This is a genomic window from Rhodococcus sp. NPDC058639 (assembly GCF_042717545.1).
In the GTDB taxonomy this organism is placed as follows: Bacteria; Actinomycetota; Actinomycetes; order Mycobacteriales; family Mycobacteriaceae; genus Rhodococcus.
In genome coordinates, this window is sequence record NZ_JBHXRF010000005.1 from 82,860 (window position 1) to 104,282 (window position 21,423).

Annotated in this window: 22 protein-coding genes, 1 pseudogene and 1 riboswitch; of the genes and pseudogenes, 4 read left to right on the forward strand and 19 right to left on the reverse strand. The window is 67.9% G+C overall.

What is annotated here, in order from left to right; genetic code table 11:
* Positions 1-63 precede the first annotated feature (63 nt).
* The 3 genes and pseudogenes from ACFWU2_RS11300 to ACFWU2_RS11310 form a co-directional block, all read right to left on the reverse strand.
* Entirely contained in the window at positions 64-807 is a 744-nt protein-coding gene (locus ACFWU2_RS11300; RefSeq protein WP_378605459.1) for a cobalt-precorrin-6A reductase, read from the reverse strand.
* Positions 804-2,297, reverse strand: coding sequence for a cobyric acid synthase (locus ACFWU2_RS11305; protein WP_378606248.1), 1,494 nt, complete (start codon positions 2,295-2,297; stop codon positions 804-806). The genes ACFWU2_RS11300 and ACFWU2_RS11305 overlap by 4 nt, the downstream gene beginning before the upstream one ends.
* Positions 2,298-2,299: 2 nt before the next feature.
* A pseudogene (locus ACFWU2_RS11310) lies at positions 2,300-2,725 on the reverse strand (CbtA family protein); the annotation flags it as partial.
* A 73-nt stretch (positions 2,726-2,798) separates the two neighbouring features.
* A riboswitch (cobalamin riboswitch) is annotated at positions 2,799-2,943 on the reverse strand.
* A 19-nt stretch (positions 2,944-2,962) separates the two neighbouring features.
* Between ACFWU2_RS11310 and ACFWU2_RS11315 the strand changes: the two are divergent.
* Positions 2,963-3,508, forward strand: a complete 546-nt coding sequence (locus ACFWU2_RS11315; protein WP_378605462.1) for a histidine phosphatase family protein — start codon at positions 2,963-2,965, stop codon at positions 3,506-3,508.
* Between the two features lie 4 nt (positions 3,509-3,512).
* Here ACFWU2_RS11315 and ACFWU2_RS11320 read toward each other — a convergent pair whose 3' ends face one another.
* The 3 genes from ACFWU2_RS11320 to ACFWU2_RS11330 form a co-directional block, all read right to left on the reverse strand.
* On the reverse strand, positions 3,513-4,442 hold the full coding sequence (locus tag ACFWU2_RS11320; RefSeq protein WP_378605465.1) for a cation diffusion facilitator family transporter: 930 nt from the start codon (positions 4,440-4,442) through the stop codon (positions 3,513-3,515).
* A 75-nt stretch (positions 4,443-4,517) separates the two neighbouring features.
* Positions 4,518-5,660 carry an aromatic acid exporter family protein gene (locus ACFWU2_RS11325; RefSeq protein ID WP_378605468.1) on the reverse strand — a complete coding sequence of 381 codons (1,143 nt, stop codon included), beginning with the start codon at positions 5,658-5,660 and terminating at the stop codon, positions 4,518-4,520.
* A complete protein-coding gene (locus ACFWU2_RS11330; RefSeq protein ID WP_169651389.1) occupies positions 5,647-6,063 on the reverse strand; it encodes a DUF3151 domain-containing protein in 417 nt (138 codons plus the stop codon). Before ACFWU2_RS11330 ends, ACFWU2_RS11325 begins: the two co-directional genes overlap by 14 nt.
* Positions 6,064-6,140: 77 nt before the next feature.
* On the opposite strand from ACFWU2_RS11330, the gene ACFWU2_RS11335 reads away from it, so the two are divergent.
* A complete protein-coding gene (locus ACFWU2_RS11335; protein WP_378605473.1) occupies positions 6,141-7,193 on the forward strand; it encodes a hypothetical protein in 1,053 nt (350 codons plus the stop codon).
* 92 nt (positions 7,194-7,285) lie between these two features.
* On the opposite strand, the gene fbaA is transcribed toward ACFWU2_RS11335, so the two are convergent.
* On the reverse strand, positions 7,286-8,323 hold the full coding sequence (fbaA, locus tag ACFWU2_RS11340; protein WP_296549384.1) for a class II fructose-bisphosphate aldolase: 1,038 nt from the start codon (positions 8,321-8,323) through the stop codon (positions 7,286-7,288).
* 184 nt (positions 8,324-8,507) lie between these two features.
* Between fbaA and ACFWU2_RS11345 the strand changes: the two genes are divergently transcribed.
* Complete coding sequence (locus tag ACFWU2_RS11345) at positions 8,508-9,245, forward strand: VTT domain-containing protein (protein WP_378606251.1); 738 nt, start codon at positions 8,508-8,510, stop codon at positions 9,243-9,245.
* A gap of 85 nt (positions 9,246-9,330) precedes the next feature.
* Here ACFWU2_RS11345 and ACFWU2_RS11350 read toward each other — a convergent pair whose 3' ends face one another.
* The 3 genes from ACFWU2_RS11350 to ACFWU2_RS11360 all read right to left on the reverse strand — a co-directional run bounded on the left by ACFWU2_RS11350 (position 9,331) and on the right by ACFWU2_RS11360 (position 11,871).
* Entirely contained in the window at positions 9,331-10,467 is a 1,137-nt protein-coding gene (locus ACFWU2_RS11350; RefSeq protein WP_378605477.1) for a glycoside hydrolase family 76 protein, read from the reverse strand.
* Positions 10,468-10,573: 106 nt separating this feature from the next.
* Positions 10,574-11,257, reverse strand: a complete 684-nt coding sequence (locus ACFWU2_RS11355) for a TrmH family RNA methyltransferase (RefSeq protein WP_378605480.1) — start codon at positions 11,255-11,257, stop codon at positions 10,574-10,576.
* 2 nt (positions 11,258-11,259) lie between these two features.
* Positions 11,260-11,871, reverse strand: a complete 612-nt coding sequence (locus tag ACFWU2_RS11360) for a hypothetical protein (RefSeq protein WP_378605483.1) — start codon at positions 11,869-11,871, stop codon at positions 11,260-11,262.
* 153 nt (positions 11,872-12,024) lie between these two features.
* Here ACFWU2_RS11360 and ACFWU2_RS11365 point away from each other — a divergent pair, with 153 nt between their 5' ends.
* Positions 12,025-12,471 carry a hypothetical protein gene (locus ACFWU2_RS11365; protein ID WP_378605486.1) on the forward strand — a complete coding sequence of 149 codons (447 nt, stop codon included), beginning with the start codon at positions 12,025-12,027 and terminating at the stop codon, positions 12,469-12,471.
* A 19-nt stretch (positions 12,472-12,490) separates the two neighbouring features.
* On the opposite strand, the gene ACFWU2_RS11370 is transcribed toward ACFWU2_RS11365, so the two are convergent.
* The 9 genes from ACFWU2_RS11370 to ACFWU2_RS11410 form a co-directional block, all read right to left on the reverse strand.
* Positions 12,491-13,216, reverse strand: a complete 726-nt coding sequence (locus ACFWU2_RS11370) for a lysoplasmalogenase family protein (protein WP_378605489.1) — start codon at positions 13,214-13,216, stop codon at positions 12,491-12,493.
* Positions 13,217-13,269: 53 nt separating this feature from the next.
* Complete coding sequence (gene galK / locus ACFWU2_RS11375; RefSeq protein ID WP_378605492.1) at positions 13,270-14,403, reverse strand: galactokinase; 1,134 nt, start codon at positions 14,401-14,403, stop codon at positions 13,270-13,272.
* On the reverse strand, positions 14,400-15,518 hold the full coding sequence (gene galT, locus ACFWU2_RS11380) for a galactose-1-phosphate uridylyltransferase (protein WP_378605495.1): 1,119 nt from the start codon (positions 15,516-15,518) through the stop codon (positions 14,400-14,402). Before galT ends, galK begins: the two co-directional genes overlap by 4 nt.
* Positions 15,519-15,522: 4 nt before the next feature.
* A complete protein-coding gene (pyrE, locus tag ACFWU2_RS11385) occupies positions 15,523-16,062 on the reverse strand; it encodes an orotate phosphoribosyltransferase (RefSeq protein ID WP_378605498.1) in 540 nt (179 codons plus the stop codon).
* 108 nt (positions 16,063-16,170) lie between these two features.
* A complete protein-coding gene (locus ACFWU2_RS11390) occupies positions 16,171-16,785 on the reverse strand; it encodes a LemA family protein (RefSeq protein ID WP_378605501.1) in 615 nt (204 codons plus the stop codon).
* A gap of 115 nt (positions 16,786-16,900) precedes the next feature.
* Positions 16,901-17,686, reverse strand: a complete 786-nt coding sequence (locus ACFWU2_RS11395; RefSeq protein ID WP_378605504.1) for an SDR family NAD(P)-dependent oxidoreductase — start codon at positions 17,684-17,686, stop codon at positions 16,901-16,903.
* Positions 17,687-17,836: 150 nt separating this feature from the next.
* Positions 17,837-19,300, reverse strand: a complete 1,464-nt coding sequence (locus ACFWU2_RS11400; RefSeq protein WP_378605507.1) for a flavin-containing monooxygenase — start codon at positions 19,298-19,300, stop codon at positions 17,837-17,839.
* Between the two features lie 333 nt (positions 19,301-19,633).
* A complete protein-coding gene (locus tag ACFWU2_RS11405; RefSeq protein WP_378606254.1) occupies positions 19,634-20,302 on the reverse strand; it encodes a hypothetical protein in 669 nt (222 codons plus the stop codon).
* 29 nt (positions 20,303-20,331) lie between these two features.
* Positions 20,332-21,315: a hypothetical protein gene (locus ACFWU2_RS11410; RefSeq protein ID WP_378605510.1), complete on the reverse strand. Its 984-nt coding sequence runs from the start codon at positions 21,313-21,315 to the stop codon at positions 20,332-20,334.
* Between the last annotated feature and the right edge of the window lie 108 nt (positions 21,316-21,423).

The following is a 21,423-nucleotide window of genomic DNA, read 5'->3' on the forward strand; positions in this document are numbered from 1 at the left end:
CGGGCAACAGGCCCACGCACCCGACGCGAGCCACGGCGCGGAAAGGGAAGAACGTCGAAGAACTCAGATCCGAGAGACCGGAGGTCTGAGGACCCATGCGGACGCTTCACCCACGGTCGCCACGGTACGCACACCGGGCGGCCCTGCGGGCCGGCTCACCATGATCACTCGCACGCCGAGTACAGCAGCTGCGTCGAGCTTCGCTCGCGTGAGATCGCCCCCGGAATCCTTGGTGACCAGCGTATCCACTTCGTATTTCCGCATCAGTGCGCATTCACTGTCGAAGGTGTACGGGCCGCGGGCGTGCACCAATGTCCAGTCGGGAGGGAACTCGCCGTCGAGAGGGTCGACGATCCGCGCCACCACCCGGTGCTTTCCGAGCGGTTCGACGAAACGATCGAGCGTCTGACGGCCCGTACTCAAGAAGACACCGGACCCGCCGGCCGCGACTTCAGCGGCCTCGTCGTGGCAGGCCACCCGGATCCATCCACCGGTGTCGTCGGTCCATCCCGGACGCTGCAAGCGCAACAACGGGATTTTCGCTACACGGCAAGCTTCGGCCGCGTTGGCGCTGATGCCCTTCGCGAAAGGATGTGTCGCGTCCACGACCGCATCGACACCGCGGGTACGCAGGTATGCTGCGAGCCCGGCGACGCCGCCGAACCCGCCGATACGCACTGCGCCGACCGGCAGGCGTGGATTGCGCACCCGCCCAGCGAGCGAGGATACGAAGTCGACTTCGTTGTCGCACAACAGCTGCGCGAGTGCACGAGCCTCGCCGGTGCCACCGAGGACCAGCACGGTCATGCCAATGCTCCCGTCAGGGTCGGCAGCGTGGGGCGGTCCCCCATCATCGAGAGCAGTACATCGACGCCGATGTGCTCGTCGATCATGTCGGCGAGGAGATCGAGCCGCGCGTCGCGTTGTGCGGTGAAATTCACCGCGCCGGTGTGCACCTCGCGGCCGACCGCGACGGCAACCTCGCGCAACCACGCCACGCGCAGTGCGTCGCCCTCCAGGGTGCCGTGCCACATGGTGCCGAACACGTTGCCTCGCCGGGCACCACCGAGGAATTCGTCCTCGCCACCGGCGCAGACGCGTCCGTGATGGATCTCGTAGCCCCTCGCCTCGACTCCGAGTGCCGAGCCGACCGGTAGCCGCAGCACCTTGTGACAACCGAATTCCGTGCTCACAGCGAGTAGTCCGAGTCCCCGAGCCCGCGCGCCCGGAGTTCCTTCGATGCCGTGCGGGTCGATGATGTCGTGGCCGAGCATCTGGAATCCCCCACAGATTCCGAGGACAGAGCCGCCCCGATGTACATGGTCGACGATGGCCCTGTCGAGACCTCGCGAGCGCAGCCAGGCAAGGTCGGCGAGTGTCGCGCGAGTACCGGGCACGATCACGACGTCCGCGCCCGCGAGTGTCCGCGGATCGTCGACGAACCGCACTCGCACATCCGGTTCGAGGCACGAGGCGTCGACATCGGTGAAATTGCTGATGCGCGGCAACATCACGACAGCGATTGTGAGAGCACCGTCGCCGTCATGGCTCGGACGCGATGTCAATGCGAGGGTGTCCTCTGAGTCCAGCCACATATCACGCTGCCACGGCAGCACCCCGAGTACCGGGCGTCCGGTAAGTGTCAGAAACGAGTCCAGGCCGGGTTTCAGCAGAGTGGCATCGCCGCGGAACTTGTTGATCACGAAGCCACGCACCAGCTGCTGATCGGCGGCGTCGAGGAGCGCGAGCGTGCCGTACATCGACGCGAAGACGCCACCGCGGTCGATGTCACCGACGAGAATCGTCGGAAGCGAGCCGTGTTGCGCCAGACCCATGTTGACGTAATCGTGAGTGCGGAGATTGATCTCGGCGGCACTGCCCGCGCCCTCGCACACGACCACGTCGAACCGGGTACGGAGATCGTCCAGTGCCGAGAATGCCGCGTCGGCGAGGTGCTTACGGCCACCCGCGAACTCACCGGCTTCGAGAGTCCCCGCCGGTTGTCCCAGCACCACTACATGGCTGCGACGGTCACTACCCGGTTTGAGGAGTACAGGATTCATGGCCGGCTCCGGCGTCGCGCGGGCGGCGACCGCCTGAATCCATTGCGCGCGACCAATTTCGGCACCCGCGCCGGTTGCAGGGTCGATCGTGACCATGGAGTTGTTGGACATGTTCTGCGCCTTGTACGGCGCGACCGTCAGGCCGCGACGCGACAGTGCGCGACAGATCCCGGCGGTGACCACCGACTTTCCCGCGTCCGAGGTCGTCCCGGCGACCAGCAGACCGTACGCCATGCTCACGTCGCCTTGACCACGGCGCAGCGCGGCGCGTGTTCGGTCAGGAATGCGACAGTCCATCCGAGTGCGGCCCAGAGCGTGATCTGGACTGCGAGCGACGACACCCGGAATTCCGACAGCAGGGTGGCCGGGAAATCGGCACTCACCTCGTCGATCGTCGGCAGCACGAGATATCCCAGGCCAACCACGATCAGGAATGCGACGATGGGTGCTGCAAGACGCACCGTGCGGAACCCCTTGCCCGCAAGCGCTCTCGAAACGATCACGGCAACCGCGACAGCGACCAGTCCGAGCACGACCGTCGCGACCCACAACCAGGTTCGCTGGTCGATCGTCTCTGGATTGCCGACGGCGGGCGGATTCGCCGGGTATTTCACGAACGGCACTGCGCCGATCGCAACCCAGCCCAGACCGGCGACAGTGAGCGTGGCCGAACTCAGCGCGTCCGGGGTGTGGGTAATGACAACCACGGCAACCTCCTGGGATTTCGCGTCCCATCCGAAAGCCATGCGTCGAGGGAGTTTTCTGGCTTCCGAAAGAGGTAATGCTCTCGGTTACAGTGGCGCGACCGCTCCGGTATCCCACCGGATTGCCTACACCTCGGCACATGCGTACCGGGGTACCCTGGCACCACCGACACGCCCTGTCAAGCGTGCGCGACAATGGCTCTCGTGCCCCGCCTGTTCCTGATCCCTCACGCCTCCACCGACGCGCAACGTGCGGTTGCTTTTCCGCGCGACGAGCCCGTCTCCGGTCGTGGACGACGAGAACTCCTGCGAGCGACGGCGCCCGTCGCCGACGTCGCGCTCACCGCACCGGAACTCCGGACAATCGAGACAGCAACAGCCCTGGGCCTGTCCCCAACCGTGGAACCACTCCTGCGCGACATGGATTTCGGACGGTGGGCCGGCACGGCGATGGAGGAGATCCCCGCAGCGAGTCTCGCCGTATGGCTCGCCGATCCGGAGGCCGCTCCGCACGGAGGGGAGTCGATCCACGACGTGATCGTGCGTACCGGGACCTGGCTCGCCTCACTGATGGATTCACCGGAACGCATCGTCGCGGTGACGCACGCCGCAGTGGTACGGGCGGCGATGCTGTACGCGCTCGGTGCGCCCGCGTCGGCGTTCCGTCGCATCGACGTCCGTCCGCTCGCTGTCACCCGACTCGACGGCAAGGACGGCCGCTGGAACCTGCGGTTGGGATGAACCGCTACCAGGTCACGTCCTGCTCGCAACGCCGGCCGTCAACCGTTCCCTCGACCTGCACGGTGGCGTGCTCGAGACCGTGCGACGACAAGGTGGTGCGGGCCGCGTCGAGGATCCATTGTGGATCGTGGTCGCTCACGAGGTGCACAGTCGCGACATCCATACCGGTGGTCAGCGTCCACACATGCAGGTCGTGCACACCGCACACCCCCGGCAGCGCCGCGAGGTCCAAGCGCAGCGTCTCGACGTCGAGGTGGGCGGGAGACGCCTGGGTGAGGATCCGCAGCGATGCCGCCGCGAGACGCAGCGCGCGAGGGACCACCCACAGGGAGATCAGGACACCGACGACGACGTCGGCGAGGGTCCACCCGAACACGAGTACCAGACCTCCCGCGACGAGAACGCCGACGCTGCCGACCGTGTCGGCGAGAACCTCCGTATAGGCGCCGCGCACGGCAAGGCTGTCGTCGACGTCGGTGCGCAGCATCGCCATCACGACGAGGTTCGCCACGAGACCTGCCAGCGCGGTGAGGATCATCGGCAGGCCCGGCACTTCGGGCGAGTCGTCGATACGGCCGATCGCCTCGTAGAAGACCCAGCCCGCAACGCCGAGAAGCAGGACGGCGTTGACCATCGCGGCGAGCACCTCGGCCCGGTGCCACCCGAAGGTGCGTGCAGCAGCGGCACTCCCCCGGCGCGCGAGCACCAACGCGACCAACCCCATCGCGACACCGACCACGTCGGTGAGCATGTGGCCCGCGTCGGCGAGCAGTGCGAGCGACCCGATCCACAGGCCGACACCGGCCTCGAGCACAAGGAAGGCCAGCAGGATGCCGAGTGCGATCGCCATCCGCTTGATGATCGTCGGAGACGGCCCTGCGCTGCCGCCGTGTCCGTGGCCTACGCCGTGTGAATGTCCGTGACCGGAGCCCATGGCCCTCCTTCCAGGGTCCCGGCCATCGTATGCATGAATGCGCATGTATTCAACGGCTAGGTCCACCGGGGTGAGTCAGGACTCCGGTTCGTAGGCGGGCCGCTCGACCGTCGGCGGCAATGTCGCGATCGCCGAGATGCGTTTGAGCCCGGCGACCTGCTGCAAGTCGACGAGCAACGAACGCATTTGCGCGAAGACGACCGTCGCCGACACACCCGCTCCCTCGACGAGATCGGGGCTCATCCTCTTGGCCACACGGCGCAGCACTCGCGCGGCCGCAGCTTGGTCGGGCTGCTCCCCCGGCTCCGCAAGGACCATCTCGCGGAGCACGTCGACCGCGTCGGCCAGTTGGTCGAACTGCGATACCAGCCGGGGATCGAGGATCTCGTCGTCGCGCACGAGGGTGAGCGACCGCCGGGCGAGCACCCGAACGTTGCGCATCGCGTGGTCGATCGGGTCTGCCGCGGCCGTCAGCACCGCGAGGCGCTTCCGGCTGTTCCAATACAACGGCGATATCCGGCTGATTTCCCGGCCGCCCTTGATATGCGTCCGCATCGCGTCGATGGCCTGTTGGGTCGCGCGGGCCTGCCGAAGCGCCTCTTCGATCGGCTTCGGATTGTTTTCGACCAGCCCGGCTTCCACTTTGCGCAGAACATCCGCGGCGGTCCCGAGTATCTCCGCGGCGTTGCGGCGCGCGCGACGCACCGGGTGGGTCGGGACCAGCGCAACTACTGCGACCCCCACCAGGCCACCCACGAGCGCGTCGACCATTCGATCGAACCCGCCGGCTTCGCCGGGCGGAAGGAGCGTCGCGACCAGCACGGCCGAGTTGCCCGCCTGGATCGCAAAGATCGGGCCGCTGTTGAGCGCGACCGCCGTGGCCATCGCCATGGCGACGACCAGCGCGATCTGCCAGGGCCCGGATCCGATGAGCGAGACGATCAAGTCACCGATACCGATCCCCACGGTGACACCGCACACCAACTCGACGCTGCGGCGCAGCCGCGCGCCGAGAGACAGGCCGAGTGACACCACCGCCGCGATCGGCGCAAAGAAGGGTGTCCCGTGATGGATGACGTCCTTGGCCACCCACCACGCGAGACCCGCGGCGAGAGCGCACTGCACGATCGGCAGCGCGGAAGACCGCAGGCGTTGCCCGGACGACTTCAGGCGCTCCCGCGCACCGGCGCGAGAGGGGAAGCGCCTACTCGACGCCAAGTGCTTCCGCCGCGCGGGGATCGCAGTCCTCGAGAAGATCGAGGCAGCGTGCGTGCTCGTCCGTCTCGCCGATCGCTTTCGCGGCCGTGGCCAGAGCGGCGACGCACCGCAGGAAGCCGCGGTTCTGTTCGTGGCTGTAGGGAACGGGACCGTAACCCTTCCACCCGTTCCGGCGGAGTTGGTCGAGACCACGGTGGTAACCGGTGCGGGCGTACGCGTACGCGGCAATGGTGTCGCCGCGTTCGTGTGCGGCTTCCGCCAGATATGCCCATGCGATCGAGGCAGTGGGGTGCTCGGCCGCGACCTTCGCCGGGTCCTCACCGTTGAGCAGCGCCGACTCCGCCTCGTCGTCGCCGGGAAGGAGGGTGGGCTGGGGTCCGAGAAGATCACCGAATGACGTCATGGGCCCATTCTGCCCGTCTCACCTCCGCGGTCGATAGGCTGCCCGGGAAACCCATCCGTCGAACGAGGTGCAGGCGCGTGCCCGATCCGAACAACGAAGACCCCACCGAACAGAAACCGACCGAAAAGCCGACGTCCACCGACGCCGGATCCGCGACCACGCACGACAATTCCTCGACGCGTCAGGACGACACCGTCGACGGATCAGCCGAGACCGGCACGACACCCGAGGCCGAGACCGCCGGCGTGCCCGCGCCCGACAAGGCAGGTGCGGACGACAAGACAGGGGCGGACGACGCGGCAACGGTGGCGGACACGGCAGGGGCCGACGAGCCCGCAGTCCCCGACAACCCCACGCCTGCCGAGAAGCCGTCGACAGCCGAGCAGACCCCGCCCGCCGAGGAAACCCCGCCCGTCGAGGACCCGCCGACCGAGCGATTCTCCCAGGTCGTACCGGAGGGCGGGCGCGCGCCGGGCGCCGACGACCTCGAGACACCCTCGCGGCCGACTCCGGTTCCCGCGCCGGCACCCGACCCGGCGGATGCCCCCACCGTCCAGATCCCGGTCACCGCGCACATCCCGAAGCCGCCTCCGGCGCGCATTCCGCCCCGAAGCGCTCAGCCACAGCCTGTGCGTCCCGAACCGGAACCCGTCGAACTGCAACCCTCCCCGACGCGGATTCCTCCGTCCCGGGACAACGACCGCAGGCGCAGGAGGATCGCTGCCGGCATCGGGGCGATCGTTCTCGTGGCCGTGGTGGCAGCCGTCGCGCTCGCCGTCTTCCTGCAGAACCGTTCGGACAACAGTCCCGAGAGCCGTATCCGGGCGAGCATCGGTACGTTCGTGCAGGGACTTGCCGACGGGGATCTCGAGACGCTGCGCGGGTCCACCTGCGGGTCGCTCGCCGACTTCTATACGTCGGTCGACCCCGCAGAGTTCGACAGCATCCACGACCTTGCAGTGCAGGACGGCTCGATCCCGGTGGTGACGAGCGTCGACCGCATCCAGATCACCGGCGACACAGCCATCGCCCAGGTCACCGCCCACACGACACGCAGCCCGGCGGATGTCACCGACCGCACCTTCGACCTCGCGCTCGTCGGCGACGAGTGGAAGGTCTGCAGCGAGTAACCCCCGGACACCGCTACGGGGGCGCCCCAATATGGTCGGCGCCCCGTTCGCGTTCTACCGGGGGTGGTGCGAACCAGCAGCTACTTCGGCGACTACTTCGCGGACACCGAGCGTCCGGCGGACCGCAGGTCGTTGCACGCCTCGATGACACGCTGCGTCATCGATGCCTCGGCCTTCTTCAGGTAGCTACGCGGGTCGTAGACCTTCTTGTTGCCGACCTCGCCGTCGATCTTCAGAACGCCGTCGTAGTTCGAGAACATGTGGCCGGCGATCGGACGGGTGAACGCGTACTGCGTGTCGGTGTCCACGTTCATCTTCACGACGCCGTAGCCGAGCGCTTCGTCGATCTCCGACTTCAGCGAACCGGAACCGCCGTGGAACACCAGGTCGAACGGCTTCGAGCCCTCGGGAAGACCCAGCTTCGACGTGGCCACAGCCTGGCCTTCGGCCAGGACGGCCGGCTTGAGCTTGACGTTGCCGGGCTTGTAGACCCCGTGCACGTTGCCGAAGGTCGCGGCAAGAAGATAGTGGCCCTTGTCGCCGGCGCCCAGCGCATCGACGGTCTTCTCGAAATCCTCGACGGTCGTGTAGAGCTTGTCGTTGATGGCGTTCTCGACGCCGTCCTCTTCACCACCGACGACGCCGATCTCGATTTCCAGGATGATCTTCGCTGCGGCGGCGTCGGCCAGGAGCTGCTGCGCGATCTCCAGGTTCTCGTCGATCGGGATGGCCGAGCCGTCCCACATGTGCGACTGGAACAGCGGGTTCTTGCCGGCGTCCACGCGCTCCTTCGAGATCGCGATCAGCGGCCGGACATAGCTGTCGAGCTTGTCCTTCGGGCAGTGATCGGTGTGGAGCGCGATGGTGACGTCGTACTTGTCGGCAACGACGTGAGCGAACTCGGCGAGTGCCACGGCACCCGTCACCATGTCCTTGACGCCCAGGCCCGAGCCGAACTCGGCACCACCGGTGGAGAACTGGATGATGCCGTCGCTACCGGCGTCCGCGAAGCCCTTGATCGCGGCGTTGATGGTTTCGGACGAGGTGCAGTTGATCGCCGGGAACGCAAAGGAATGCTCCTTGGCGCGCGCAAGCATCTCGGCGTAGATCTCGGGAGTCGCGATAGGCACAGCGGCTGTCCTCCAGTGAGAAGTCGATCGGCACCCCGCCGGGGTGTGGCAGGTGCCCTTGTTGTCCTTGCAGTATGTCAACTGACACGCCCCGTTCATACCCGGCCCGGGTTCGGCACGATCCCGGCCGACGTGTTGCGATTCGGGCCGTCACTCCCGCAGCGGTACCCTGGCGAACGTGAATTTGGTAGAAGCCTCGGAATCTGTGACCAATCTGGCCCTGTTGCCCGGGTTTCTGGACCCCGTCAACCTCCTGAACTCGTTCGGCACCTGGATGCTCATCGGCCTGCTGATCGTGGTGTTCATCGAGTCGGGTCTGCTGTTCCCGCTGCTCCCCGGCGACTCCCTGTTGTTCACCGCGGGTCTGATCGCGGCGGCGAAGTCCGCGGAGGTGGAGCCGTTCGCACCGCTGTGGGTGCTGATGGTGACGATTCCGATCGCCGCGGTCCTCGGCGACCAGGTCGGGTACTTCATCGGCACCAAGGGCGGCGCCAGACTGTTCAAGAGCGACGACGCAAAACTCTTCAAAAAGAGCTATCTCGACGAGTCGCACCGCTTCTTCCTGCGGCACGGCCCGGCGATGATCTTCCTGGCACGCTTCGTGCCGATCGTGCGCACCTACGCCCCGCTCGTCGCCGGTGCCGCCAAGATGCCGTACCGGGTGTTCATCACCTACAACGTCATCGGCGGAATCGTGTGGGGCGCGGGCGTGACCCTGCTCGGCTACCTGCTCGGTCAGATCACGTTCATCGCCGACAACGTCGACTACATCTTCCTGCTGATCGTGTTCGTGTCGGTGCTCCCGATCCTCAACGAGGTCGTCAAGCGCGTCCTCGCGTCGCGCCGCAGTCCCGCTGCCACCACGGTCGACGATTCCGAGCCCGCCACGACGCCGATCCCGCGTACCACTCCGGGCAAGTAGCCCCCAGACACCGAGAAAGGTGGTTTCCGTCCCCGAGCACCGAGGACGGAAACCACCTTTCGTGTCTGAGACGGGCGGGTGGGATCTACGAACTCGCAGGCTTCGACGCCCGCTCGGCAGCGACGGCATGGGCAGCCTCCATCAGCATCCACCCACCGAGTTGCACCGACAGATCGCGCTCGGCGACCACCGACCCGCGCACCGAGCCGTGGGAGAACTGGGCGATAGCCGCACCGAATCCGGGAAGCCGGGCCTGCCGCGTCCAGTCTTCACCGAAGAGTGGCAGTTCTTCGACCTGCAACCGGTTCTCCCATGCGGCATCCGCGGACGCCAGCACGATCCGCGCCGCGGTGTTGCGGGCGCGCACGTCGTCGTTGTCGTACACGGGCAGCGTCGTCGCGACCATTGCGAGATACCGGGTGAGAATGCCGTTGAACAATCCGCCGTCGCCTCCGCCGCCCCCGGTGACCACGCTCCGTTCGGTGAGGTTGTCGTCGACCGCCTCGACAAGGCGATGCACGCGTTCCCGGTGCCTGGCGTCACCGAGTTGCACGGCGAGTTCGGTCTCGAGACCGAGAGTGGCGCCCTGGCAGTAGCTGTACACCGCGCGCTCGTGCACACCGTTACGGATGCCGTCGAGGACGAGACCGGTGTCGGGGTCCACGAGCGTCTCGTCGATCCAGTCCGCCATTTCCTGAGCGCGCCACACCTTGCCGGCGCGAGCGAGCAGGAGCGCCGCAGGAGCATTCGCCGGAGCATTGAAGAAATCGTCACGACGACGCCACGGGATGCCGCCGCCCTGCTCGGGAGCCCATGCGCCGGACAACTCGCCGACCAGCGTCGTGATCGCGGAACGGTGGTCGACATACACGTGACGCTGGGCTCGCTCGAGCGAGAGGCCGAGCCACGCCATGTCATCGAAGTAGTTGTTGGTCCAGCCCGACAGGTTGCGGATGCGGTGGGCACGGGTGAGCCGGACGACACGACGCCGTCGACGCGGGGTGGGATCGCGTTCCGCGGCGTCGACAGCCAGGTCGATCAGGTGCGCCTGCCACCAGTAGTGCCACGTCCCGAAGAGCCGTTCACGACGCGCGGCGGGCCATCCGACCACACCCAGTGCCGTTCCCGGCAGTGCCCACAGCCTTCGTACGTGGCGTGACATCACGGCAGTTTCCGCAGCGTCTGCACGCTCCGACCACTGCTCGGGCACAACGTTCATCATCCTCATCCCAGACTGCCTGCATACGCCCCCGCAACGGCACCGCACGAGTGCCCGACTCTTCATCCTTGTTCAGTCCGTCGGTGTTACCTCATCCCGGGTGAGATCGTCACCACGCGTCGGCGAGATCGGCGTGCTGCCGGATCCATGCGTGCATCGCGATCCCGGCGGCGACTCCGGCGTTCACCGAGCGAGTCGAACCGAACTGGGCGATGGACACCGTCATCGACGCCACGTCACGGGCCCGTTCGGTGACGCCCGGCCCTTCCTGCCCGAACAGCAGCAGGCAGTTCCGGGGCAGCTCGACCGTCTCGAGGGGGACCGACCCGGGAGTGTTGTCCACCGCGACGATTGTGAGGTCCTGGGCTGCCGCCCAGTGGAGCAACGTATCGACATCGGGATGATGCATCAGGTGCTGGTAACGATCGGTCACCATGGCCCCACGCCGGTTCCAGCGACGCCGTCCGACGATGTGCACCGTGTTCACCGCGAACGCGTTGGCCGTGCGTACCACGGTGCCGATGTTGGCGTCGTGCCCGAAGTTCTCGATCGCGACGTGCAGAGGGTGCCGGCGCCGGTCGATGTCCGCGACGATCGCCTCGCGCGTCCAGTAGCGGTAGGCGTCGACGACGTTGCGCCGGTCGCCGTGCGCGAGCAGTTCGGGGTCGTACCGCGGGTCGGTGGGCGGCTCGGTTCCGAATTCGTCGATCCACGGTCCGACGCCGTGCGGATGCTCTCCCCATTCGGTCGGTCCGGGGAGGTCTTCGCCCGGGGCGTGCTCGTCGGTCGACATCGTCAGAACGTTTCGTTCGAGCTGGACGCGACGGTGAAGCCGTGCCCGGTGGTGTCGTTGGTGCAGGTCACGTCGACAGCCGTGGTGCTACACGTGTAACCCAGTTCCGACAGCGTGGAACCGGGTGGCAATGCCGGGCTCGCGCCTTCCGGCGACAGGTAGACGGGGCCGCCCGAGCACACGAACTCGCCGGGGCCGGTGTCCTGGACCCGGATTCCGTGTCCCCAGTTGACGACGCAGCTCTCGGGACGCGGGGGCACGGGGTCGGTGACCCCTTCGCAACCGGCCTCGGTGCGGCTCGGCAGCCGGACGATGCCGCACTGGAAGGTTCCGTCCGGGCTCGCGAAGTAGTACGACTCGTTGCGCTCGTACTCCACGTCGACCAGCGTGGTGGTGGACGCGCTCGGGGTGAGTTCCGGCGGCGTAGTGGTCTCCGGCAACGCGGAGGTGGTGGTCGGCGCCGCGACCTGCTCGGTCGTCGTGGCGGGCGGAGCCGTCGACGACACTGTCGCGGACGTTTCGGCAGGGGGCTCGTCGGCGGTGGACGAACCACATCCGGCAAGGACCAGTGCGGCGCACCCGGCCACCACGATCGAGAACAACCGACTTCTCACGTAACACCCTCCCGACGATGTGCGGGCCTCACTCTAGCGATCCGGGTCGGGCAGCCGGTCACCCGCCGTGCGCGCCGGATTCGCCCGGGCGCATCGCCGGAACCGCGACCGCGGCCCCGGCTCTGCGGTCTACCCTTGGACGCGGAGGGAGACATGCGCCACCACCGTCGCACCGTGTGCACCGTCGCGTTCGTCACGACGGCGTACCTCATTGTGTTCTCCCTGTGGCTGAACCTGTTTCTCCCGAAGTCCGAACCGGGGACGGTGGGATTCCAGATCATGTTCCTCGTGTGCCTGTACGGCACCGTGCTGGGGCTGGCGATGGTGTTCAGTGATCGCTCGTCCAAGGTTCAGCGCCGGATCGAGAGGGAAGGGTTCGAAGGCTGGGCGACCGTCCGGTCCGCGAAGCCCGTCCGTGTCACGCGCGGAGGCCAGCTCACCGAACTCGACCTCGATCTCACCGTGCCGGGTTCCGAGCCCTACCACGGGAAAGTCTTCTACGAGGTCTCACACAAACACCTGCCGCGCTACACCCCTGGTCAGATCGTCACCATCTTCGTCGATCCCGAGGACCGCGACCGCATCCTGCTGTTTCCGTGACTCCGGCCGGGCGTGCGCACTAAGCGGAAGTTCGGCGCGCGAGCGCGAGCATTCCCTCGACGAGCAACAACTGCGCCGCCACGTACGTCACCAGCACGACGCCCTCTGCAGCGGTGCGTGCCCGCTCGCCCGTCAGCAACGTACGCCGGAGCACGATCGTCCCGTCGGACACCGTGAAGACCAGCCCGCCCAGCCCGAGCCAGCTGCGCCGGTCGGAACCCGGCACCGGCAGCCCCGCGCACCGCGGCGCCCCCGGAGCGAGAGACGGGTCGCCGGCGAGGGTCGCGGTGGTGCCCAGTACCGCGCCGTAGCCGGTCAGCGGCACAGCGACCGCGCGGCTGCGGGACCCCAGTAGTCCTGCGGCACCCGTCAAGGCACCCGCCCGCTGCAGCGCGACGCTCTTGGTCACCCGCGCACCGTGCCGTGCGAGCACCGTCGAATACGCCGCCTGCATCACCGCGAACGAGCCCGCACCACGCAGAATGCGTTGATCTTCGTCGGATCGGATCATGAACACGTCGCCGAGGGTTGCGCCGGCCAGACCCGTGAGCAGCAACGCGGTGTCGATCCGGTCGGTGTCGCGGGCACGCCGCAGCACTCGCACCGCGAGGGCCGGTCCGATCAGTGGTTTCGCGACACGTTGCAGGCTTTCCCGGTCGAGTACCGAACCGGCGACGGTGACGGCGGTCGCCGCTGCGAGAATCACATGCTCTGCGCCCCAGGGGCGGCGGCTGAACCAACTCATGGGCGGCACAGTACCTGCCGGCGACTGCTCGCCCGTGTCACGTCCCGCGTGCCTCACCGACAGCGGTGTGCGGCTCCGGCCGGTGTGGCCCGCAGGAATCCCGGGGCGGGGAGCCCACGTCGGGCCGCGGCCTCGGTGACCGCCGCTTCGATCGCGGCGACGCGCGTGAGTTCACACAGCACGATCGCGGACCCGCCGAATCCTCCGCCGACCATCCGCGCTCCCAGTGCGCCTGCACTTCGTGCGGCGTCGACCGCGGTGTCGAGTTCGATGCAGCTGACCTCGAAGTCGTCACGCAACGACCGGTGCGACGCATCGAGCACAGCTCCGAGATCCTGGATCCGGCCGGCCCGCAGCGCGTCGGCGGCGGCGCGTACCCGGCCGATCTCCGTGACGACGTGCCGGGCACGCCGGCGCAGCACCGGGTCCGCGAGTCCGTCGACGGAGGGAGTGTCACGCAAGGCGGCTCCCAGCATCCGTGCGGCGTCGTCCACGGCCCGGCGACGATCGCCGTACTGCCCGTCGACGAGGCGGTGCGCGGTACGGGTGTCGACGACGAGAATCGTCATCCCCTGCGCCTCGGGATCGAAGGGAATGTGTTCGACGGTGCCGTCCGCGCAGTCCAGCAGCAGCGCGTGGCCGGCGCGTCCACGCAGCGCGATCTGCTGGTCCATCCCGCCCGTCGGCGCTCCGGCATAGTCGTTCTCCGCGACCACGCACGCGCGGGCAAGCCGGTCGCGGCCCGCGTCGTCGGTGGGCAGCCCGAAAAGTTCGGCGGACGCCAGCGCCACTGCGGCCTCGAGCGCCGCGGACGACGACAGCCCCGCGCCCACAGGCACATTCGACGCGATCGCGATGTCGAGTCCCTCGCATCCCGGCGGGTCGAGTGCGTACACGACACCCATCACATATGCGCCCCATCCCGCCACCCGCATGCTCCCGTGCAGCGATCCCAGGTCGATCTCGACCCGATCGAACCCCGCGCTGACCATGCGTACCCGGCCGTCGGTGCGACGGTGTACCGCAGCCGCGGTGGTCTGCGGCAGTGCGATGGGAAGGCACAGCCCACCCGCGTAGTCGACATGCTCGCCGATGATGTTGACCCGTCCCGGCGCGCACCACACGCCGTCCGGTTCACCTCCGAACGACTCGGCAAATGCGCGTGCCGCGTCGTCACACACCGTCACGTGCCCACCTCCCGCAGTCGCGCCGCGATGCGCTCCGGCGTCGTGTCACTGATCCACGCCCCCATCGCAGACTCCGACCCCGCCAGGTATTTGAGTTTGTCCGGCGCGCGGCGCACCGAGAAGATCTGGCAGAACAGCCGACCGTGTTCACGGTCGTCGCCGATCGGTGCCTGGTGCCACGCGGCGATATACGGAACGCGGTCGACACCGTCGAAGAAGCGGTCGACGCGACCGAGCATGTCGCGCTGAAGCACCGCGAGTTCGTCGCGCTCGGTCTCGTCGAGCGCGGTGAGGTCCGGGACGTCGCGGTGCGGCGCGAGGTGCACTTCGATCGGCCAGCGCGCCGCGGCAGGCACATACGCGGTCCATGCGGTGCCCGACCACACCACGCGCGTTCCCACACGACGTTCGGCGTCGAGCACGTCGCGCTGCAACGACCGCCCCGTTCGCGCGCGGTGTTCCCGGGCACGCTCGACGAGGGTCGTGGTGCGGGGCGGGAGGAAGGGATAGGCGTAGATCTGGCCGTGCGGATGCTGGAGTGTCACACCGATTTCGGCGCCGCGATTCTCGAAACAGAACACCTGCCGCACTCCCGGTACGGCCGACAGGGTGGCGGTCCGCGCAGCAATCACGTCGACGACGGTGCGGGCCCGCACAGCGTCGAGTTCGGCGAAGGTGGCGTCGTGGTCGGCCGTGAACGCCACGACCTCGCAGCGCCCACCCGCGGGCCGGCGAGGCCGGAGATCGGTGCCGGAGAATTCGGTGCCCGGCAGTTCGGTGTCGGCTCCGAGCGCGGGGAAACGGTTCTCGAACACGACGACGTCGTAGTCGTCTGCGGGGATCTCGGTGGCCGTTTCGGGGGTGCTCGGGCAGAGCGGGCATTCGGCGACCGCAGGCAGGAAGGTGCGGTCCATGCGGTGAGCGGCGAAGGTGACCCACTCGCCGGTAAGCGGGTCGCGGCGCAACTCCGACATCGCCGCGACCGCCGGAAGCACTCGCCTGTCCCGGGTTTCGCGGGTCGCGGCCCCGGACACGAACGGCTCGGTGTCGTCGAAGTAGATCAGCTCGCGGCCGTCCGCGAGCCGCGTCACGGTCTGCCGGACCCGCGCCGCCACGGGGTTATCCGTCGGCCAGACCCAGGTCGGCGAGTCCGAGCAGCGACCGGTACTCGACGCCCTCGGCGGCGATGACCTGGTCGGCGCCGGTCGCGCGATCGACAACGGTCGCGACGCCCACTACCACCGCGCCGGCGTCGCGCAGGGCCTTGACCGCCGTGAGCGGGGAGTTACCCGTGGTGGTGGTGTCTTCCACGACGAGGACGCGCTTTCCGGTCACGTCCGGTCCCTCGATCCGACGTTGCATCCCGTGTGCCTTTGCGGCCTTACGGACCACGAACGCGTCGATGGGGCGCCCCGGGGCGTGCATGACGGCCATCGCGACGGGGTCGGCGCCCATCGTCAGCCCACCGACGGCGTCGAAGTCCCAGTCGGCGACGAGTTCACGCAGCAGCGTGCCGATCAGCGGAGCGGCGCGGTGATGGAGTGTCGCGCGCCGCAGATCGACGTAGTAGTCGGCTTCCTTGCCGGACGACAACGTCACCCGGCCGTGCACCACCGCCAGCTCACGTACCAGTGCTGCCAGTTCGTCACGGTCACTCATTCGCGTTCCTCATCGTCGTCTCGCGCGGCCGTTCGTCGCGTCCGCCTCTGCGCGGCCGCCCGGTGGGCAGCGCTGCGTCGGCAACGAGCCTAGTCGCCCTGCCGGCGGTCAGGCGGCGACGGGATCGGAACCCGTGCCTGGCTTCGGTGCGAGCACTCCGTCCTCGACGGCCGAGCCGTCGGTTTCCGGAGCCGCGACCGGAGCGGGTGCTTCGAAGAGCGGGACGGGACCGACGGCCCCGATCTTGGCGTAGATCGACGTGGGGAACCGGCTGACCGAGTCGTTCAAGGTGGTGCCGATGTCGTTGAAGACGCGCACGGCACCGGTGATGCGTTGCTCCCGCACCTCCAGTTCGCGGGCGACACGCACGAACGGCCAGTGGGTGACGCCGTCGAGACCGCCGAGCAGGTCGTGCAGCGCCGCAGACAGCGTGTTCTCGGCGGCGGCGCGCTCGGCGAGCCCGAGACGCTGGTCGCGCATCTCGATGGCGAGCGAACGGGCACCGACGACGGGCCGGAGCAGTGCACGGTCGACGCCCGCTCCTGCCGACGCGGCGATGAGGGTGGGGATGAGGTCGTAACGGTCGTCGAGTTCGTGGCGGAGCAGACGCAGGCTGTCGCGATAACGGACGAACAGCGTGCGGAGGCGCTGCACACCCGCGCGTATCCAGAGCAGCATTGCTGCCACAGACGTCACAACAATCACCAGAGCCACAGAGGTCACGTCGAGGAATGTACCGACGTGGGTGGGTGACGCGACAGAGGGATCCCGCGTGTCATCCCCCGCGTGTCCGTACCGTGATCTTCCGGCGGCTGTTTCCGCCGGCGGGACTACGCCTCTACGTTCGCCCGCGGCCGTTGCCCAGACGCGCGGCGATCTTGCGCACCAGGTTCTGCGGCACGAGTCGCCCGGCCGTGGCGAGCACCTTGTATTGGATGCCCGGGATGCTCCGCACCTTGCCGGATTCGAGGTCGGCGAGCGACGTGCGCACCACCTTGTCCACGTCCAGCCACAGCACACCCGGGGTGGACGACATGTCGATCCCCGCGCGCTGGTGGAACTCGGTACGCACGAACCCGGGACACAGCGCCTGCGCCCGTACGCCCGTGCCGAGAAGTCCCCCGGCGAGCCCTTCGGTGAACGAGACGACGTACGCCTTACTTCCCGAATAGGTCGACCCGCGTCCGGGCACCAGGCCCGCGACACTCGCGACGTTGATGACGTCGCCCCTGCCCGCGGCGATCATGGGCGGCAACGCCGCACGCGTGAGCTGGACGACCGCGGTGACGTTCACATCGAGTTGCGCCTGCAGCAACTGAGGATCGGCGGTCCAGAATTCGCCCGTGGTTCCGAAGCCTGCGTTGTTGACCAGCATGTCGACCCCGCGGGCGAGCCGCTCCGCTACCGCAGCGCGCCCCTCCACCGCCGCGAGGTCGGCCTGCAGCACTTCCGAGGACGCGCCGAACGTGCGCTGCAGTTCTGCAGCGAGGTCGTCGAGAGCGGACCGGTTACGGGCGACGAGGACGAGGTCGTATCCACGTTCGGCGAGGGTCCTCGCGAATCCTGCACCGATTCCCGAGGTGGGGCCGGTCACGAGCGCGACGGGACGCGAAGCTGAAGTCATGGCCGCCACAGTAGCGGCGAACGCAAGAATCAGCGCGCCGCCAGACAACGGCGAACCACGTTTCCGGGCAAACGAAGCGACGTCATGAATGTCCCCCCGCGTCGGAGGCCGAACGCGGGTGAATTCCCCCGTGCGACCGAGGCGATTCGATCACCCGACGAGATCCTGCGAGCGTTCGACCGAACCGAAGACCATCGAGTCTTCGACCCTACTGATCCGGTGGTCGATGGCGTCGCGGTAGTAATTGTGACGGACCCGCCAGTGCCCTCGAGTGCCCGACTTCGGCAGCGCGTCCGGCGAGCGTTCCACGTATCCGGCCTTGAGATCCCACAGCGGTTGCGCGGTCATCGGCTCGACACCCAGGTGGGGATAGGCATGGGTGTAGCCGTTCTCACGCATGTATCTGATGAGGTTCGCGACCGAGCGCGCGGTCATATCCACGCGCAGTGTCCACGAGGCATTGGTGTAGCCGACCGACCACGCGATATTGGGGACGTCCTCGAGCAGGTGGCTCTTGAAAACGAAACGGTCGTGCGGTTTCAGCTCGTCGCCATCGACCACCAGTCGCGTCCCGCCGAAGCCGAGCAGTTGCAGCCCGGTCGCGGTCACGATGATGTCGGCGTCGAGGTGCCGGCCGGAGGTCAGTCGCACGCCGGTCTCGTCGAAGCGGTCGATGTGATCGGTGACCATCTCGATGGAGCCCTCCGTGATGCCGTTGAACAGGTCGGCGTCGGGAACCATGCACATGCGCTGGTCCCACGGGTTGTAGGTGGGGTTGAAGTGCACGTCGACCGGATAGTCTTCGGGCAGGTTGGCCGCCACGTTCGCACGGATCATCTTGCGGCCCAGTTTCGGAAACCGGTGCGTGAGGTGCACGATCGCCGCGGTCTGCGTCGCATAACGCCACCGGATCACCCGGTGCGCCGCCGCAGGTGGCAGGAGCTTCCGGACAACGGGCGCGAAGTATTGCTTCTGCTTGGCCGAGAAGATGTACGAGGGCGAGCGCTGCAGCATCGTCACGTGCGCCGCCTTGTCGGTGAGGTTGGGAATCAGACTCACCGCGGTCGCGCCACTGCCGATCACGACAATGCGCTTGCCCCGGTAGTCGAGGTCCTCCGGCCAGTGCTGTGGATGCACGATCTGACCCGTGAAGTCCTCTGCTCCGGCGAACCTCGGGGTGTACGGCTGGTCGTAGTCGTAGTAGCCGGTCGCGAAGACGACGAACCGGCACCGGTAGGTCTCGTGACATTTCTCGGCACCCTCACCAGCCTCGACGCCCAGTGTCCAGGTGTCGGTGCCCGAGTCCCAGTCGGCGGTCAGCACGTGGCGTTCGAAGCGGATGTGGTCGGCGATACCGAACTTGCGCGCGGTCTGGTCGATGTAGTCCCTGATGTCGGCACCTTCGGCCAGTGCGCCCGGCTTCACCCACGGCTCGAACGGATAACTGAGCGAGTAGATGTCACTGTCGGACCGCACGCCCGGATAACGGAACAGATCCCAGGTCCCGCCGACGCGCTGCCTGCGCTCGAGGACCAGGTAGTCGCAGCCGGGATTCTGCTCGAGGATCCGGTAGGCGCAGTCGATGCCCGACAGTCCCGCCCCGATGATGATCACGTCGTGAGGGTGGCCGTCGCCAGCCGGTGTCCCGTCGGTTGCTGGTGAGCCGGCCGGCGCTGCGGCCGTGTCGGCGCTCGCAGTCGTGTTCGGGGTGTCATCCGTGGGGGAGCTGCCGGTCACCTGGACCTCCTGATCGAGACCCCCCGGTGGTGTCATCATGCAACATTCGTCACCAGATGTGAGCGCAATCGCGTCCCACTGTGTTCCCGAACCCTGGCGAGCTGTCGATCGTCCCAGCGCACCAAGGCCCTGGGCCGGCCGGTGCGGTGCACGAGTCAGTGCTGCACAGGTGCAGCGTGTCGTCGCGGCGGCACCCGCTGCCGAGAGATGTCAGCGAGGTGTGGACGGGCGGCCCGGGTCGTGCTCGCTGCGCGCAGGCTCCCCGGATTCCGACGATCCGGCAGGGGGCGGAAGCACATGCAGAATCCCCGACAACCGGGCGACCGTCTCGATGGCCGAGTCCCATTCGCGTCCGGAGCTGCCCACGGGAATGGATCCCAGCGTCCACTCGCCTTCGCTCCACAGCATCTGCACGTGGTCGGGAATGGACTGCGTGAACGAGACCATGCGCTGGTCGCACACGCGCCGTGCGATCTCCAGATCGGTGGCGAACACGATGCGGGGCCCGATCGAACCGAGCAGGTTCATGTCCGCGTCTTTAGGGGGCGGCGTCGACTTCAGCCGCAGATCGATGTCGACGTCCGAACCCACCTTGCGTCGCACCGCGATGATCGTCGCGGTTTCCTCGATGTCGAACAGGGTGAAGTTCTCACCGCGCCGGACGCCGCGCACCACATCGATGGCGCCGAGGTATTCCTGCTTGGCGAGCGCGGCGCGGTGCCAGTGGGACGGCAACTGGTCGTCCGAGGAGCTGTACTTGTAGCCCTGCGCCCGTGCCCAGATTTCGCGTACGCGCCCGGATTGCTCGCGCCGGGTCCGGTCGACGTAGAGCAGCGCGAGCGCACCGAACAGCGCGACCGCGGCGAGAGCAAACCACATGAACGTCATCGACACGAAAGCCTAGCGTGTCAGCGACCCGGACCGTCGAACGACGGTATCGACGCGCTGACGACGGTGTCGGCGGTCATCCGGCCCGATTCGACGGGCGTGCCGGTCGCGACCACGGCCGAGCCGACCGCCAGCGCGGACGGGTCGTCTCCCGAGAGCGTGATGATCTGGGTCTCCGGCGTGAGCAGCACCGTGACGAGCGATCCGCCGATGCCACTGATCGTGATGCTCGCCCCGTCGTTCGCGGTGACCGTGCCGACCACTGCGCCGGAGTCACCGATGATCTCACCGAGACCACCGGGAAGCTGGTCGAGCGGTTGTGACGGCGTCGCGTCCGGAGACGGGCCCGGCGATACCGGCGCGGTGGGCGCCGGAGTGGTGAACGGGCGGGTGCCGGTGGCCGAATCGGACGTCTCGCTACGGCTGAGGAGGAACCCCACAGTGCCGCCGAGCACGATGAGGACCACAGCGGCGAGGAGCAGGAGTCCCCAGCGCGGGCCCCGAGGTGACTTCGGCGGTTCCGCGGGTGCGTACGGACCGTCGGGAGGTGACACGGTCGGCGGGTAGCCGCCGGACGGCTGGTTCTGAGGTTGCGCGAACGCCTGTGTCGGCTGGTACGGCTGCGAGGGTGGGTAGCCCTGGCCGGGCGGATACCCCTGCACCGGCGGATAGCTCTGCACCGGCGGATAGCTCTGCGTCGGCTGGTATCCCTGCATGGGGGGATAGCTCTGTGTCGGCTGGTAGGCCTGTGCGGTCTCGGCGTGGGGACCGGGTTCCGGATACACGAGGGTGGGGTTGGTGACAGGCGTCCCGTACGCGGCGGTGGGGTCGTCGGTGTGCAGCACACGGGTGTCGTCGTGTGCTGCATTCTCGGGCACCCGGTCCTGCTGCGACTCGTCGTGCGGCGCAGCATCTTGCGACTCGTCGAGCGCTGCACCATTGTGCGACTCGTCGAGCGCGTAGGCCCGCTCCTGCGGCGTGCGCGGATCATGCGGCTGTGTCATAACCCCTCCCACAGTAGGCGTGGGGGGTTTCGGGTGGGCGGGGTTACCGCAAACCCCCCGCGGGGGGGGGAGCAGCCCGACACCAGCCCGGGGGCGGGCGCGCGGGCG